14 protein-coding genes are annotated in these 15210 nt (G+C 65.1%); 5 read left to right on the top strand and 9 right to left on the bottom strand.

Translation table 11 applies throughout. The features are described 5' to 3' along the window. Positions 1 to 282: 282 nt before the first annotated feature. On the bottom strand, positions 283 to 1212 hold the full coding sequence (locus ACWYRN_RS16125; protein WP_488688602.1) for a histone deacetylase family protein: 930 nt from the start codon (positions 1210 to 1212) through the stop codon (positions 283 to 285). Positions 1213 to 1382: 170 nt separating this feature from the next. Between ACWYRN_RS16125 and ACWYRN_RS16120 the strand changes: the two genes are divergently transcribed. The 5 genes from ACWYRN_RS16120 to ACWYRN_RS16100 all read left to right on the top strand — a co-directional run bounded on the left by ACWYRN_RS16120 (position 1383) and on the right by ACWYRN_RS16100 (position 7336). Further along, entirely contained in the window at positions 1383 to 2303 is a 921-nt protein-coding gene (locus ACWYRN_RS16120) for an AAA family ATPase (protein ID WP_488688601.1), read from the top strand. 5 nt (positions 2304 to 2308) lie between these two features. Then, positions 2309 to 3328, top strand: coding sequence for a DUF58 domain-containing protein (locus tag ACWYRN_RS16115; protein ID WP_488688600.1), 1020 nt, complete (start codon positions 2309 to 2311; stop codon positions 3326 to 3328). Next, the gene (locus ACWYRN_RS16110; RefSeq protein ID WP_488688599.1) at positions 3325 to 5346 is read left to right on the top strand and encodes a transglutaminase TgpA family protein; all 2022 of its coding nucleotides are present in this window, start codon (positions 3325 to 3327) and stop codon (positions 5344 to 5346) included. Before ACWYRN_RS16115 ends, ACWYRN_RS16110 begins: the two co-directional genes overlap by 4 nt. Then, positions 5343 to 6533, top strand: coding sequence for a lytic murein transglycosylase B (gene mltB / locus ACWYRN_RS16105; protein WP_488688598.1), 1191 nt, complete (start codon positions 5343 to 5345; stop codon positions 6531 to 6533). The genes ACWYRN_RS16110 and mltB overlap by 4 nt, the downstream gene beginning before the upstream one ends. Before the next feature lie 455 nt (positions 6534 to 6988). Next, positions 6989 to 7336: a hypothetical protein gene (locus ACWYRN_RS16100; protein WP_229438728.1), complete on the top strand. Its 348-nt coding sequence runs from the start codon at positions 6989 to 6991 to the stop codon at positions 7334 to 7336. Between the two features lie 114 nt (positions 7337 to 7450). Here the strand turns inward: ACWYRN_RS16100 and cysM are convergent, their stop codons facing one another. The 8 genes from cysM to ACWYRN_RS16060 form a co-directional block, all read right to left on the bottom strand. Continuing rightward, on the bottom strand, positions 7451 to 8353 hold the full coding sequence (gene cysM, locus ACWYRN_RS16095; RefSeq protein WP_229438727.1) for a cysteine synthase CysM: 903 nt from the start codon (positions 8351 to 8353) through the stop codon (positions 7451 to 7453). 99 nt (positions 8354 to 8452) lie between these two features. Continuing rightward, on the bottom strand, positions 8453 to 9433 hold the full coding sequence (locus ACWYRN_RS16090; protein WP_488688451.1) for an IS110 family RNA-guided transposase: 981 nt from the start codon (positions 9431 to 9433) through the stop codon (positions 8453 to 8455). Positions 9434 to 9808: 375 nt separating this feature from the next. Further along, positions 9809 to 11182, bottom strand: a complete 1374-nt coding sequence (locus ACWYRN_RS16085) for a M20/M25/M40 family metallo-hydrolase (protein ID WP_488688597.1) — start codon at positions 11180 to 11182, stop codon at positions 9809 to 9811. Between the two features lie 155 nt (positions 11183 to 11337). Continuing rightward, entirely contained in the window at positions 11338 to 11691 is a 354-nt protein-coding gene (locus ACWYRN_RS16080) for a ComEA family DNA-binding protein (RefSeq protein ID WP_488688596.1), read from the bottom strand. 298 nt (positions 11692 to 11989) lie between these two features. Then, positions 11990 to 12967 (bottom strand): D-glycero-beta-D-manno-heptose-7-phosphate kinase, encoded by a 978-nt coding sequence (gene rfaE1, locus ACWYRN_RS16075; RefSeq protein WP_488688595.1) that lies wholly within the window; start codon positions 12965 to 12967, stop codon positions 11990 to 11992. 2 nt (positions 12968 to 12969) lie between these two features. After that, positions 12970 to 14145 (bottom strand): lipopolysaccharide assembly protein LapB, encoded by a 1176-nt coding sequence (lapB, locus tag ACWYRN_RS16070; RefSeq protein WP_488688594.1) that lies wholly within the window; start codon positions 14143 to 14145, stop codon positions 12970 to 12972. A 68-nt stretch (positions 14146 to 14213) separates the two neighbouring features. Beyond that, positions 14214 to 14522, bottom strand: coding sequence for a LapA family protein (locus ACWYRN_RS16065; RefSeq protein WP_488688593.1), 309 nt, complete (start codon positions 14520 to 14522; stop codon positions 14214 to 14216). Between the two features lie 358 nt (positions 14523 to 14880). After that, positions 14881 to 15186 (bottom strand): integration host factor subunit beta, encoded by a 306-nt coding sequence (locus tag ACWYRN_RS16060; RefSeq protein WP_056344442.1) that lies wholly within the window; start codon positions 15184 to 15186, stop codon positions 14881 to 14883. Positions 15187 to 15210 lie beyond the last annotated feature (24 nt).

Below are 15210 nucleotides of genomic sequence, written 5' to 3'. Positions count from 1 at the left end.
AAGATGGATGGCAACGTCGGTATATATGTTGACGGTTCCCGTACGGTGGGCACTCCGTGCCCACGCGGAACGATGATCCGTGTTGGCGCGCGCCATATCGAAATGAATGCGGCCTCGCGGCGTGTCCAGAAGCGTCTCGCTAACGTATCGTCAAGGGCGAAAGCCGCGGAGCGAGCATCACCAGCCAACGATTCAAGGACACGCACGTAACCGCGTGGGCACGGAGTGCCCACCGTACGGTCAAAGCCGTCACCAACGCGGCGTCAGCGACTGGGATTGGTGCTAGTCCAGCTCGGCCAGCACCTTCAGATGCGCCACCACGCTGCGCCCCAGCGACGACAGGTCATATCCCCCCTCCAGGCAGCTGACGATCCTTCCCTGCGCATGCTCCCTGGCCACCGCCATCACCTCGCGCGTGATCCACGCATAATCGGCCTCGACCAGGTCCATGCCGCCCATGTCGTCGTCGCGGTGGGCGTCGAAGCCGGCGGAGATGAAAATCATCTGCGGCCGGAACGCGTGCAGGGCCGGCAGCCACTGGTCACGAACCACGTCGCGCACCACGTCCCCGCCGCTGCGCGCCGCCACCGGCACATTCACGCTGGTGGCCGTGATCGGCTCAGGCTCGGAATACGGGTAGAAAGGATGCTGGAAGAAGCTCGCCATCAGCACCCGCGGGTCATTGCGAAAGGCGTCGGCGGTGCCGTTCCCATGGTGGACGTCGAAGTCGACGATCGCCACCCGCGCCAGGCCGTGCACCTCGAGCGCATGGCGCACCGCGATCGCCACATTGTTGAACAGGCAAAAGCCCATCGGCTCCTTCGGCGTGGCGTGGTGCCCCGGCGGGCGCACCGAGCAGAAGGCGTTGGCGATGCTGCCGGCGATGACGGCGTCGGTCGCCGCCACGGCCGCGCCGGCCGCGCGCAGGGCGGCCCCGTAGCTGGCGTGGCACAGGATGGTGTCGGCATCGAGCGGATAGAACTCGCCTTCCACCGGCACATGGTCGCGCACCAGCGCCAGCGCGCCCGGCGTGTGGTTGCGCAGGATGGACGCTTCCTCGGCCAGCGGCGCCAGGCGCCGTTCGACCAGGCCGTCGAGCCGGGCCAGGATGAGTTGGTCCTCGATGGCCTGGAGCCGGTCGGGCGACTCCGGGTGCCAGTCGCCCATGTCGTGCTTCAGGCAATCGGGATGGCTGAAAATAGCTGTGCTCATGGTGCGCTCGTCAAGCGTGGGTGACTGCCCTGCTCATCCATACACCGGAAATATCCGTTCTCGCATAGAATCATCCGGACGGCCCTCCCCGCGTGGAAGAATAGTTGCCAATATCGCTAATCTACCATGCCGCCCGGGCCGTCGCACCATTCGACCATGGGAACCCAAGCATGTTCAACAAATTGCACGCCGCCGCCCGCCAGGTCGGCCAGATCGTCGTCGGCAAGGACCAGCAGGTGCGGCTGGCCTTTACCTGCCTGCTGGCCGGCGGCCACCTGCTGATCGAGGACGTCCCCGGCGTCGGCAAGACCACGCTGGCGCACGCGCTGGCCCTCTCGCTCGGCCTGAAGTTCAACCGCGTCCAGTTCACCAGCGACCTGCTGCCGGCCGACGTGGCCGGCATCTCGGTCTACGAGCGCGAAAAGAACGGCTTCGTGTTCCATCCCGGCCCGATCTTCACCCAGGTGCTGCTGGCCGACGAAATCAACCGCGCCACGCCGAAAACGCAATCGGGCCTGCTCGAGGCGATGGAAGAACGCCAGGTCACCTTCGACGGCGTCACGCGCGATCTGCCGGAACCCTTTTTTGTCATCGCCACGCAGAACCCGGCACACCAGGTCGGCACCTTCCCGCTGCCCGAGTCCCAGCTCGACCGCTTCCTGATGTGCCTCTCGCTCGGCTACCCCGACCCGGCCGCCGAACGCGCCCTGCTGCTGGGCGAAGACCGGCGCGCCATGCTGCGCACCCTGCAGGCCGCCACCAGCCCGGCCGAACTGATGGAGGCGCAGGCCGCGCTGCGGCGCATCCATGCATCGAACGCGCTGGTGGATTACGTGCAGGCCCTGGCCCAGGCTTCGCGCCAGGGCACGCTGTTCGCCGAAGGCCTGTCGCCGCGCGCCACCCTGGCCCTGCTCCAGGCCGGGCGCGCCTGGGCTGCGCTCGAAGGGCGCGACCACGTGCTGCCGGAAGACATCCAGGCGGTGCTGGTGCCGGTCTGCGCCCACCGCCTGCGCCCACTGCGCTCGGCGCAGGGCATGGCCCTGGCCAGCCGCGACCTGGTGCTGCAGCTGCAGAAATCGGTGCCGGTATAAGCGCCATGGCGCAGGCACAGGCAGACACCGCGGGCTCCTTCCTTGGCCGGCTGCGCCGCAAGGCGGGCAGCCGCCTGGTGCGCGAACGCGATACGGGATCGCTGCTGCTCGGCCAGCGCCGCATCTACATCCTGCCAACCGGGCCGGGGCTGGGCTTCGGCGCCCTGATCCTGGTGCTGCTGGTCGGCTCGATCAACTACAACCTGGGCCTGGGCTATGCCCTCACCTTCACGGCCCTGTCCTGCGCCCTGGTCGACATGGTGCTCACCTGGCGCAACCTGGCCCACCTGGTGCTCACGCCGGGCCGCGCCCCGAACGTGTTCTGCGGCCAGGAAGCGCCGTTCGAACTGCAACTGGCCAACCCCGGCCCGCGCACGCGCTATGCGGTGTGGGTCGACGTGGCCGGTGTGGCCGAGCCGCGCCACGTGGCCGACGTGCCGGCCGGTTCCAGCGCGGCCGTGCGCATCGCCGTGCCGACGGAACATCGCGGCCCGCTGGCGGCGCCGCGCCTGACCCTCAGCACGCGCTTTCCGCTCGGCCTGTTCCGCGCCTGGGCCTACTGGCATCCGGACCTGCACGGGCTGGTGTATCCCTTCCCCGAGGAAGGCGCGCCGCCCCTGCCCCAGGTGGCGGGCGGGCGCAGCGACGGCACCGGACAGGCCGGCAGCGACGATTTCGCCGGCGTGCGCCCCTACCAGCCGGGCGACGCGATGCGGCGCCTGGCCTGGCGCCAGATCGCGCGCCTCGACCCGGCCGAGGGGGGCCAGCTCGCCACCAAGCATTTCGAAGGCGGCGCGCGCGACGAACTGGTGCTCGACCTGGCCGCGCTGCCGGTCCAGCTCGATCTCGAGGCGCGCCTGTCGCGCCTGACGCGCTGGGTGCTGGAAGCGGAAAGCCACGCCCTGCCCTATGCCTTCCGCCTCGGCGCCGACCGCTACGATGCGGGCAATGGCGCCGCGCACCAGGCGGCCTGCCTGCGCGCCCTGGCCCTGTATGACAATCCCGGCAACGGGAGCATGCCATGAACCTGGCGCACCTGGCCAACCTGCCGCGCGATAAAGCCGACACCCTGCTGCTGCTCGCCAGCGCGCTGCTGGTGCTGGCACCGCATACCCTGCACCTGCCGCTCTGGGTCTCGCTGCTGTGCGGCGCCACCCTGGCCTGGCGCGCCGCGATCACCCTGCGCGGCAAGCGCATGCCGCCCAGCCTGATCCTGATTCCGCTGGCGGCCGGCGCCATGCTCGGCGTGATGCACACCTACCAGACCCTGCTCGGGCGCGATGCCGGAGTCGCCATGCTGGTGCTGCTGGTGGCCTTCAAGATGCTGGAGATGCATGCGCGGCGCGACTTGTTCGTGGTGGTCTTCCTGTGCTTCTTCCTGGTGCTGACCAACTTCTTCTACGAGCAGGGCATCGCCACCGCCCTCCTGATGTCGGCCTCGGTGCTGCTGCTGTTCACCACCCAGATGAGCTTCCAGTTCGCCGGCAGCCTGCCGCCGCTGCGCGAACGCTTCCGGATGAGCGCGCGCATGCTGGGCCTGGCCGCGCCCGTGGCCCTGGCCCTGTTCTTCCTGTTCCCGCGCATCCAAGGACCGCTCTGGGGCCTGCCGGGCGACGCCAACGGCGCGCGCTCGGGCCTGTCCGAGACCATGGCGCCGGGCATGCTGGCGAACCTGGCGCAGTCGCCGGAAACCGCCTTCCGCGTGAAGTTCGAGGGTGCGCCGCCGGAGCGCGAGCAGCTGTACTGGCGCGGCCCGGTGCTCGGCGACTACGACGGCCGCACCTGGACCAGGCTCAGTCCTGCTCAGCGCGGCCCGGCCCAGCGCCAGGCGCTCGCGAACCGGCGCCTGCCGCTGTCGGTGGCGGGCGAGCCGCTGCGCTACGAAGTCACGCTGGAGCCGGCCAACAACCGCTGGCTGTTCGCGCTCGAGATGCCCGAACGCTTGCCGGCGATCACCGGGAACGCCGCCCAGCTGTCGGGCGAAGTCGAGATGACGACGCTGGCCCCGATCGACAGCCGGCTGCGCTACCAGGTCTCCTCCTTCATCCATTACCGCCTGCAGGCCGACGGCTTGCCGCAGGATGCCGACCAGTGGCTGCAGCTGCCGGCCGACAGCAACCCGCGCGCGCTGATGGCCGGCCTGCAGCTGCGCGCGATTCCCGACCCGGGCCGGCGCGTCGAATCGGTGCTGCGCGGCTTCCGCACCGAAAACTACGTCTACACCCTGAACCCGCCGCTGCTCGGCAAGGACGCCGTCGACGGCTTCCTGTACGGCAGCCGCGCCGGCTTTTGCGAGCATTACGCCGGCGCCTTTGTGTTCCTGATGCGCGCCGCCGGTGTGCCCGCGCGCGTGGTCACCGGGTACCAGGGCGGCGACATGAATCCGCTCGACGGCTACCTCACCGTGCGCCAGTCCGATGCCCACGCCTGGGCCGAGGTGTGGCTGGCGCGGCGCGGCTGGGTGCGCATCGACCCGACCGCGGCGGTGGCGCCCGAACGTGTGCAGCGCGGGCTGGAGGGTGCAGTGCCGCCACGCCCACCCTTCGGCATCGAAGGCCTGGGCCGCTTCATGCGCATCGACGGCGAAGCCAACCCCTGGCTGGCGCAGATGCGCTACGCGGCCGGCGCCATGAACAATGGCTGGAACCAGTGGGTGCTGAACTACACGCCGCAGCGCCAGCGCGGCATGGTCGAGCAGCTGCAGTCGTCGCTGCTGGACTGGCGCCTGCCGGCCTGGCTTGCCTCGCTGGCAATTCTGTTGTTGCTGGTACGCACCTGGCGCCGCCGGCGCGGGATCGATCCGATCGATGCGCTATACTCGGCCCTGTGCACGCGCCTGTCCCGGCTGGGGCTGGCGCGCGCGCCGGACGAAGGCCCGCATGCCTATGCCGAGCGGATCGGCGCGGCGGGCCGGCTGGCGCCGGGCGCGCAGGCCGCCGCGCAGGACTTCCTGCGCCGCTACAGTGCCTGGCGCTATGCACCGCGCCGCGCCGATGCCGATCTCGCCGCGACCCTGAAGCGCTTACTTTCCCAGGTCAGATGAAACAGTTCGTACCCGCATTTGCATCTCTGTTCGCAGCGTTCGTTCTTTCGGCAGCACCGCTCCACCAGGCTGGCGCTGCCGAGCCCCATCATGCCAAGGCGGCCAAGGCCACCAAAACGGCCAAGGCGAGCAAGCCGGCGAAGGCCAAGGCCGCCAAGCCGAAAGCCAGACCCGCCAGGAAAGCGCCGGCCGTGGCGGCCGCAGCCGCAGCCAAACCCATCGACTACGACGGCGAGCAGGTCAACTTCGCCGAGTGGCAGGCGGTGCGCGACTTCGGCGACGAGATGGTGGCGAAACACGGTTTCGAGCGCGGCGAGATGGATGCGCTGCTGCGCCAGGTGCGTTTCGTCGAGTCGGCGGTGCAACTGGTGAAACCGGCGCCGCCGGGCAAACCGAAGAACTGGCAGGCCTACAGCGAGCGCTTCATCGAACCGATCCGCATCAACGCCGGCGTGCGCTTCTGGAACGAGAACGCCGAAGCGCTGGCCCGTGCCGAGGCGACCTATGGCGTGCCAGCCGAGATCCTGGTCGGCATCATCGGCGTGGAAACCGTGTATGGCCGCGACACCGGGCGCTTCCGCGTGATCGACACCCTGACCACCCTCGCGTTTGCCTATCCGGAAGCGCCGAACCGGGCGGCGCGCGCCGCTTTCTTCCGCAGCGAGCTGGAACAGGCCCTGCTGCTGGCGCGCCACGAGAAGATCGATCCGTTCTCACTGCTGGGCTCGTTCGCGGGCGCCGTCGGCCTGCCGCAGTTCATGCCGGGCAATATCCTCAAATACGGCGTTGACTTCGACGGCGACAGCCACATCGACCTGCGCGGCTCGACCGCCGACGCCATCGGCAGCGTGGCCAACTTCCTGATCCAGCACGGCTGGAACCCGCTCGACAAGGCCCCAACCGTGCTCCAGGTATCAGTGGCGCCGAGCCGTGCCTGGGAACCATTGCTGGAGCGCGGCCTGAGCGCCACCCTGCGCGCCGAGGAATTGCTAAGCGCCGGCATCACGCCCGACGTGCCGCTGCCGGGCGAGCGCCTGTACGGCCTGGTCGACTTGCAGAATGGCGCCGAGGCGACCGAATACTGGGCGGCCAGCGAAAACTTCTTTGCCATCACCCGCTACAACCGCAGTTACTTTTACGCGATGTCGGTGCTCGACCTGGGCCGGGCGGTGCGCGAAGCACGCTAGCATGCACTGTTGTAGAGCACGAAATTTGTAACAGCCTGTAACACCTGAGGCTTAAGTTTGTTCTAATAAACGCTTTTTGACACCGGGTACTCCCCCGGTGTACCCCTCGTGTTTTCTTTTCTATACTCTATGGAAACTTTCCGTGGAGCTGCATACCCCCCTAAGTCTTGTCAATCAAGCATATCAATTTGAAACGTGCGGCAGGCAAAACCTGTTTCCTTTACACTCAAGTTTAACGAAAAAACAATTATTTTTTCCGTGAGTTTGTGAGAGAATTGCATTGCGGCTATTGTTGCGACTAGACAACAAACAGAGACTTTACTACCGAATTCTATTGCTCATAAGTACTAGACTCAAAAATAGTTGTACAATTGAGTAGATTTTTTCGAAAGACCTTCCGGAATCGAACCGCCGCTAGCGACTTTCCGTAAACCCATATAGGAATTATTCAAATCATGACAAACCAAGTCGGCATTGATATGAACAGCGATGCGGAATCGGACGAACTGCTGCAATACAACCCGAACCGCCTGCTGGACACCCTGATCGAGAACCTGCGCCTGAAGAACGACGCCGCCCTGTCGCGCGCCCTGGAAGTGGCGCCGCCGGTGATCTCGAAAATCCGCCACCACCGCCTGCCGGTCGGCGCTTCGCTGCTGATCCGCATGCACGAAGTCAGCGACCTGTCGATCCGCGACCTGCGTTACCTGATGGGCGACCGCCGCAACAAGTTCCGCATCAGCGACAAGCAGTTCAAGCCGAAAGAAGGCGCAGCACCGTCGAGCGGCAGCGACCAGTCGTAATCGGCTGTTTCGGGCTGAGCGCCCGATCTTGCATTAAGCTTGCGAGAAAAACAAAAGGAGCCTTGTGGCTCCTTTGTCGTTTGTACACTGCCTGCCGCGGCAGGCTGGCCGCCCTCAGGCCGGGAACACGCCGGTCGACAGGTAACGGTCGCCGCGGTCGCAGACGATGAACACGATGGTGGCGTTTTCCACGGTCTGCGCGATGCGCAGCGCCACTTCGCAGGCGCCGGCGGCCGAGATGCCGCAGAAGATGCCCTCTTCCGCCGCCAGCCGGCGCGCCATCTGCTCGGCTGCGGCCTGGCTCACGTTTTCCACCTGGTCGACGCGGCTCTTGTCGAAGATCTTCGGCAGGTAGGCTTGCGGCCACTTGCGGATGCCGGGAATCGATGAGCCTTCTTCGGGCTGGGCGCCGACGATGCGCACGTTCTCGTTCTGTTCCTTCAGGTAGCGCGACACGCCCATGATGGTGCCGGTGGTGCCCATGGCGCTGACGAAATGGGTGATGCGGCCTTCGGTGTCGCGCCAGATTTCCGGACCCGTGGTTTCATAGTGGGCCAGCGGATTGTCCTGGTTGGCGAACTGGTCGAGGATGATGCCCTTGCCGTCCTTTTGCATCTGCTCGGCCATGTCGCGCGCGTATTCCATGCCGCCGGTCTTCGGGGTCAGGATGATTTCGGCGCCGTAGGCCGCCATGCTCTGGCGGCGCTCGATCGACAGGTTGTCGGGCATGAGCAGGACCATCTTGTAGCCGCGGATCGAGGCGGCCATCGCCAGCGCGATGCCGGTATTGCCTGAAGTAGCCTCGATGATGGTGTCGCCCGGCTTGATCTGGCCGCGCGCCTCGGCGTGCCTGAGCATCGACATGGCGGCGCGGTCCTTCACGGAACCCGCCGGGTTGTTGCCTTCCAGTTTGCCGAGGATGATGTTGTTGCGGGCGGCAATCTCAGCGCCCGGCAGGCGCACGAGCTGCACCAGCGGGGTGTTACCGATCGTATCTTCGATGGTCTTGTAGGCCATGTTCGCTCTCTTGCTGTTCCTTAAAACACCATTTTAAACCGGGAAGCGGATGGGCGTATGGCGAGGAGGCGGGAGGGGTTGTAGATACCGTCTTACCCGTCAAGCCCTACATGCAAATTTTGGGTCGTAGGGCTTGCCGGAGTGGATGACACCAAAACACAGGTGTGCCAGCTTGCGCATAGCGGCTCCAATTGCGGCCATCGCGGTTTTACCTTTGGCGAGCAGTCGCTCATTCAGCGCCTTAATATGCGGATTACAGCGTGTTGCCACGACGGCAGGCATGTACAGCACTTTGCGTAAGTAAGCAGGGCCGGCTTTCGACATATGCGGCCGGCCACGTACCGAAGATCCTGACTCCCATACAACTGGCACGAGCCCCAGATAGGCTGCCAGCTGCTCGGCGCTCTCAAACGTTCGACCAGCAAATAACGTCGTCATATGGGTCGAAACACGAGGACCGACACCAGGTATCGTTTCGAGTAGTTCTTTCTTGTTGCGCAGGTCCGGGTCGTCATTGATGTGCTTGGCAATCATCTTTTCCAACCGCTTCAGTTCGGCCTGCAGAAAAGCGATTGATTCTGCAATAGAGGCGCTTACAGCTTCTGGTACCGAGCTAAAGTCGTTTGCTTCCTTGCGATTGCGTTCGCGCTGTAGATCGTCGGCGACTGCATCACGGCGCGCCAGCAGGGCTTTGAGGTGACGTGCTGACGGCGATGGTGGCTGCCATGGTGCAGGATTTTGGGCCATGCCGAAGCGAGCCAGCACCGCACTGTCTTGCTTATCGGTCTTGTTCTTCACCCCCAGTCCTTGCGCGAAAGCGCGCAGCTGAGCTGGATTAACCAGCGATACGACCAGTCCAGCATCGGCCAGGGCCAATGCAGCGGCTTCGTGATACATCCCTGTCGGCTCCATCACCACGTGTGGATTGGACGCCTTCTTTTCGTTCAGCCAGTCAAGCAACTCCACAAAGCCAGCAGCTGTATTTGGAATATTACTCTTCGACTTGAGCTTGCCGGTCTCGCTATCGAGCAGCATGCAGTCAAGGTTTTTCTTGGCAACGTCTACACCTAGATAAAACATAAATTCTCCTTGCGTCCTCGATCAACACACCCACTCTCCTTGTGCATACAGGGTCATTGCCCTTGGCTACCGTCCAGTGTTTGGCATGGTGTGGGAACGAGGTGAAGGGCTTGATCTACCTTCCAAGGTCGAGCCTTAAGGGTGGGCCCAAGCTGGTCTTCACCTCTGCTGGCAGTAGCTAACCACCAACTCGGTCAAGATACAAGGGTGGGCACCTGTGCCCACGCGGTATGGTACCGATGCATATCCAAAGGCGTTCAACGGAGGACGCGAACGTTCGCAATCCGTTTCAGGCTGCATCCGGTCACACGGTGAGACCGCGTGGGCTCAAGAGCCCACCCTACGAAAATCACACGGCGCAAGCGCCGTGCACGATCAGCGCAGCGGCGCCGGATAGGTCGCCGGGCTGACGTTGCCGTCCTTGTCGATCGCCTGCACGCCGAAGAACACATTGTCCTTCGACAGCTTGACCGTGGCCTCGGTCACGTTACCCACGTACTGCGAGCCTTCCCACTGCGCCGCGGTCGTATCGCGCCAGACGATGCGGTAACCCGCGACGTCCGGTTCCGGGTTCGCCGCCCACACCAGGGTCGAGTCGTTCACCAGCTTGTCAGTGCGCACCTTGACGTCTTTCGGCGCGCTCGGGGCCAGGGCCAGCGAGGCCAGGGCCGCGGCATTCACCTTGGCCACCTTGGCCGTGTAGTCGAAGTCGACGAACTCGATCAGGTCGCCATACACCTTGCCGTTTTCGGTGCGCAGGTTCTGGTGCTGGTGCGAGAAGTCCTCGTTCGGTTCGGTGAAGCGCAGCGCGGCATAGCCCTGCTCCAGGAACGGCATGTGGTCGCCGCCGCGCAGGTAGCGGTCGTGGCGCTGGATCACGCTGACCTTGAAGCCCTTCACGTAGCGCTCGCCCTGCTCCTTCACATGGCGCGCGAGCTGGCGCGAGATCGAATCGTTCTCGCCGCCGGTGGCCACCAGCTGGCGCACCGCGTCGCTCATTTCCTTGGTCGCCGGGATGCTCTGGGCGAACAGGCGCACCTGTTTGTTGTCGACGCGGCCATCGTCGGCGCGCGAGCTGCCGATGATGTCGTTGGTGAACATGCCGGCCACGTTCAGGTTGTTGGCGCGCGCCTGCTTGGCCCAGTGGCCGGCGCCCAGCAGGCCCTGCTCTTCGGCGGCCACGGCCATGAAGACCAGGGTCGCATCGAATTTGTACTTGGCCATCACGCAGGCCATTTCCATGACGGCGGCGGTGCCGGACGCGTCGTCGTTGGCGCCCGGCGCCTTGCCTTCGGCATCCATCACGTCGGTGTTGCGCGAATCGTAGTGGCCGCTGACCACGTACAGGCGCTCCTTCGAGGCCTCCTGCGTGCCCGGCAGCGTGGCGACCACGTTGACGATCTCGGTCGGACGCGAGATGCGGGCCGACACCGGCGCGACGTGGCTGTCGAAGCTCACCTGCAGCTTGCCGGCGCCGCAGCGCTCGAGCTCGCTCTTGATCCAGCGGCGGGCGGCGCCGATGCCGCGCGTCTCGGACACGGTATCGGACATCGTGTGGCGGGTCTCGAAGCTGACCAGTTTATTGATGTAATTCTCGATGCGCTTCGGCGAGATCTCGGCGACGATCTTGTCGATCTGCGCCTGGTGACGGGTGGTGTCGGGACCCGAGGTAGCCGAGGTGGCCGGTGCGGCGACGGCGGCGGCGAACAGGCCGGCGACGAGGAGAGTAATGCGGCGGACGTGAGGCATGCGTTTCCTTCTTATCGTTGCGCTTCAATCAAGCAACGTATCTTCTCACGCACACGCCTGGTCTTGCAGTCTTTACAGGCGAAAAAGCTGTCTGGTCGAGTGACGAAGGCAAGCCAACGCGGCTGCCTGCAGCCACGCCGGCTCACCCTCTTCCATTACATGCTGGCCTTGGCCTCGGCCGGCTTGGCTTCCTTGGCACCCTTGGCCGGCTTGTCGGTCTTCGCCGCCATGGCCGCGCCTTCTTTCGCCTTGCCATTCACCTGCAGGCCGGCCTCGGACAGCTTGGCTGCCTTCTTGTCGCCCATGCCCTTCACCCGTTTCTGCAGATCGGCCCAGTCCTTGAACTCGCCCTTGGCGCGCTCGTCGAGGATGGCTTTCGACATACTCGGGCCCACGCCCTTCACGCCGTCGAGGGCGGCGGCATCGGCCTTGTTGACGTCGACCTGGGCGAAGGCGAAGCTGGCCGAGGCGGCCAGCGCGGCGAATGCGAGCATCAGTTGCTTGATCATGTGGTCTCCATAGTCGTGACAGGGACGGCGGTTGCCGTCCAGCGCGCTTAACGGCTGAGCGGCGGCGCTGTTGACGTGTTGCGGTTGATGGAGATCAAGCGGATGTTGGCCGGCGTTTCCAGGGTGCGGAGGTGGTACCGCGTGGGCACGAGTGCCCACCCTACGGGCTCGTCGGCTCGCCACCCGTGCCGTACTTCTGTTTTTCGTAGGGTGGGCATTCGCAGTGCTGGCATTTAGCCAGCCCTGCTGCCCACGCGGTCGTACCTGTGCTTACCCGAGCGAGGTGAGCACCACGACCTCAAGCGCCGAACAACTCCTCGCGCGTCACGGTCGCGGTCCCGAGCTTGCCGACCACAATCCCGCCGGCCCGGTTGGCGGTCGCCAGCGCCACATCCATCGGCGCGCCGGCGCCCAGCATCGCCGCCATGGTCGCGATCACGGTATCCCCGGCGCCCGACACGTCGAACACTTCGCGCGCATCGGCGTGCACGTGCAGCACTTCCTGCGCCGTGTACAAACTCATGCCCTCTTCCGAGCGCGTCAGCAATAAGGCTTCCAGGCCCAGCTCGTCGCGCAATGCCTGGGCCTTTTGCGTCAGCTGTTCCTCGGTCTTCCAGTTGCCGACAATCCGCTTCAGCTCCGACTTATTGGGCGTCAGGATGCTGGCCCCGGCATACGGCGAGAAATCGTCGCCCTTCGGGTCGACCATCACGAACTTGCCGGCCTCGCGCGCGGCGCGGATCATCTCGGCCACGTTCACCAGGCTGCCCTTGTTGTAGTCCGAGAAGATCAGGACGTCGTAGCGCGGCAGCAGTGCCTTGAACTGGGTGAACTTGTCGCGTAACACGGTTTCGGTTGGCGCATCCTCGAAGTCGATGCGCACCATCTGCTGCTGGCGCCCGATCACGCGCAGCTTGATGATGGTGGAGATCGCCTCGTCGCGCTGCAGGTAGCTGTGGATGCTGGAGTCGCGCAGCAGGGTTTCCACCTGCGTACCCGCCTCGTCCTTGCCGACCACGCCCAGCAGCCCGCTGTGCGCGCCCAGCGCGGCCGCGTTGCGCGCCACGTTGGCGGCGCCGCCAAGGCGCTCTTCGCGGCGCTCGATGCGCACCACCGGCACCGGCGCTTCCGGCGAAATGCGCGAGACCTCGCCGAACCAGTAGCGGTCGAGCATGACGTCGCCGACCACCAGCATGCGCACCGTGTCCAACTGTGCCGGCGCAGGGCCGAGATAATCTGCTGCCGCCAGCAGGCGGGATGGAATGACGATGTCCATGGTCAGTTCATCACGTTTAGTTCTTCGGTGCGGCGCGGCGGATAGGTTTCCCAGTTGCTGCAGCCCGGGCATTGCCAGTAGTACTGGCGCGCCTTGAAGCCGCAGTGGCTGCACTGGTAACGCGCCAGCTTCGCCGTGTAACCGTGGATCAGGTTCTTCACCATCGACAGCTCTTCCCAGATGTGGGCCGGCGCATCCATGAGGCGCGCCTCCAACAACTTGTCCAGGCCGAGCAGGGTCGGGTTGCGGCGCAACTCGTCGACCACCAGGGCCTTGGCCGCCTCCACGCCGTCGAGCTCGAGCACGGCCTTGAAGATGACGTCGATCAGGTCGATCGACGAGGCTTCGGCCAGGTAGGAGCGCAGCAGGTTCACGCCCTCCTGCGGACGGCCGACGCGGCGGTAACCATCCATCAGGCGCCCGGCGACCAGGGCCACGTGCGGTACGCTTTGCTGCTCGACGCGCTTCCAGACGGTGAGCGCGCTTTCCACCTCGCCCTGGGCCAGGAGCGCATCGCCCAGCAGCATCGTGGCACGCACGCTGTTGCGGTCGGCATGCAGGGCCTTGTCCAGCAGCGAGAGTGCGTCCGGCAAGTCGCTGCGTACCAGGGCGTCCTGGGCCAGCTCGCAATAGAACTGCGCGATTTCCTTCTGGCGCGCACCGGCGCCCGAGGATTGCAGGCCGCTGGCGGCGTCGATGGCGCGGCTCCATTCCTTTTCGCGCTGGTAGATTTCGAGCAGAGCCTTGCGTGCCTGGACGCTGTAGCTGCCTTCGACCAGGCCGTTGAAGGTTTCCTCGGCGCGGTCGAGCAGGCCGGCCTTCAGGTAGTCCATGCCGAGTTCGTACTGGGCGTGGGTGCGTTGTTCGAGCGGCAGGTCCGGGCGCGCCAGCAGGTTCTGGTGGACGCGGATCGCGCGCTCGATCTCGCCGCGGCGGCGGAACAGGTTACCGAGCGCAAAGTGCATGTCGGCCGTTTCCGGGTCGAGCGTAACGATCTCGATAAAGGCGTCGATGGCCTTGTCGGGCTGGTCGTTCAGCAGGTGGTTCAGGCCCTTGAAGTAGGCGCGCGGCAGGGTGCGCGATTCGGAGACGAGTTGCCGGATGTCGACGCGGGCGGCGATCCAGCCCAGGCCAAAGAAGAAGGGAATGGCCAGCAGCCACCAGATTTCAGCTTCCATGAGTTTCTTTTTATGTTGTGTTACCGAGTGCGCAGTGTAGCGCAGTGTAGCGGGCTGCGCGGAGAGGGTCAGCGCGGCGTCGGCGCGACCGCGTCCGAGGCAGGCTGGGCGGCGCCGGTGCCGGCGGCGCTTTGCAGGGCCTGGATGGTGTTCTTGTGCTGCGAGGTTTCGCGGCGGTGACGGAACACGGTGGGCGTGACGGCCAGGATGCCGAGGGCGGCGCCGGCCACGAAAAACGCGAGCAGCATCAGCACCAGCGGGCCGCGCAGTTCATAACCGAGGAAAAAGTGAAGGTCGACTGCCTGCGTATTCTTCAGCGCGAAGCCGAAGAACAGGACGAACAGGATGCATCCTGCGATGGTGGAGACGAATTTCATCGGGTGGGTTGCCTGGAGCGGTCTGCAAAGGCGCAGTGTCGCATATCTACAGAATTCTTTCAAAGCCGCATGCCACCGACCGGGCCGAAGCCACGGTCGTAGGGTGGGCACCCCGTGCCCACGCGGAAGCCTGCACAGTGTTGGCCGCGCAAATGCACACCCCGCAGCGCCAATTTGCGGGCGCAACGGGTTTGCATGAACAAGGCCAACAATACTCATCGTTCCGCGTGGGCACGGGGTGCCCACCGTACGGTCAACGCATCCATATCAATATGCATTTCGACGAGAGATGCGTCAGCAACCGGCATAAAAAAACGGCGCCCCGAAGGACGCCGTTCTTGCTTGGCTGGCAGACGAATCAGTCTTCGATGATCGGTTGCCCGACCATCGCATCCACCCGCTCGCGCAACTGCTTGCCCGGCTTGAAGTGGGGCACCCGTTTTTCGGGCACCATCACCTTGTCGCCGGACTTCGGGTTGCGTCCGATGCGGGGCGGACGGCTGTTCAACGCGAAGCTGCCGAAACCACGGATCTCGATGCGCTGGCCCGTGGCCAAAGCGTTGGTCATCGCATCGAGGATGGTCTTGACAGCGTACTCCGCATCCTTGGCGACCAGCTGAGAGTAACGCTCAGCCAGTCGTGCAATCAGCTCGGACTTGGTCATCTGGTCGCCTTAGAGAACTATTAG

The sequence above is a fragment of the Massilia sp. BAP21 genome (genome assembly GCF_057801335.1).
This window is presented reverse-complemented; position numbering and strand designations above follow the sequence as displayed.

Excerpts from the sequence above, each read along its gene's own strand:
- ACWYRN_RS16125 (WP_488688602.1), bottom strand. The coding sequence starts at position 1,212 with ATGAGCACAGCTATTTTCAGCCATCCCGATTGCCTGAAGCACGACATG.
- ACWYRN_RS16120 (WP_488688601.1), top strand. The coding sequence starts at position 1,383 with ATGTTCAACAAATTGCACGCCGCCGCCCGCCAGGTCGGCCAGATCGTC.
- ACWYRN_RS16115 (WP_488688600.1), top strand. The coding sequence starts at position 2,309 with ATGGCGCAGGCACAGGCAGACACCGCGGGCTCCTTCCTTGGCCGGCTG.
- ACWYRN_RS16110 (WP_488688599.1), top strand. The coding sequence starts at position 3,325 with ATGAACCTGGCGCACCTGGCCAACCTGCCGCGCGATAAAGCCGACACC.
- mltB (WP_488688598.1), top strand. The coding sequence starts at position 5,343 with ATGAAACAGTTCGTACCCGCATTTGCATCTCTGTTCGCAGCGTTCGTT.
- ACWYRN_RS16100 (WP_229438728.1), top strand. The coding sequence starts at position 6,989 with ATGACAAACCAAGTCGGCATTGATATGAACAGCGATGCGGAATCGGAC.
- cysM (WP_229438727.1), bottom strand. The coding sequence starts at position 8,353 with ATGGCCTACAAGACCATCGAAGATACGATCGGTAACACCCCGCTGGTG.
- ACWYRN_RS16090 (WP_488688451.1), bottom strand. The coding sequence starts at position 9,433 with ATGTTTTATCTAGGTGTAGACGTTGCCAAGAAAAACCTTGACTGCATG.
- ACWYRN_RS16085 (WP_488688597.1), bottom strand. The coding sequence starts at position 11,182 with ATGCCTCACGTCCGCCGCATTACTCTCCTCGTCGCCGGCCTGTTCGCC.
- ACWYRN_RS16080 (WP_488688596.1), bottom strand. The coding sequence starts at position 11,691 with ATGATCAAGCAACTGATGCTCGCATTCGCCGCGCTGGCCGCCTCGGCC.
- rfaE1 (WP_488688595.1), bottom strand. The coding sequence starts at position 12,967 with ATGGACATCGTCATTCCATCCCGCCTGCTGGCGGCAGCAGATTATCTC.
- lapB (WP_488688594.1), bottom strand. The coding sequence starts at position 14,145 with ATGGAAGCTGAAATCTGGTGGCTGCTGGCCATTCCCTTCTTCTTTGGC.
- ACWYRN_RS16065 (WP_488688593.1), bottom strand. The coding sequence starts at position 14,522 with ATGAAATTCGTCTCCACCATCGCAGGATGCATCCTGTTCGTCCTGTTC.
- ACWYRN_RS16060 (WP_056344442.1), bottom strand. The coding sequence starts at position 15,186 with ATGACCAAGTCCGAGCTGATTGCACGACTGGCTGAGCGTTACTCTCAG.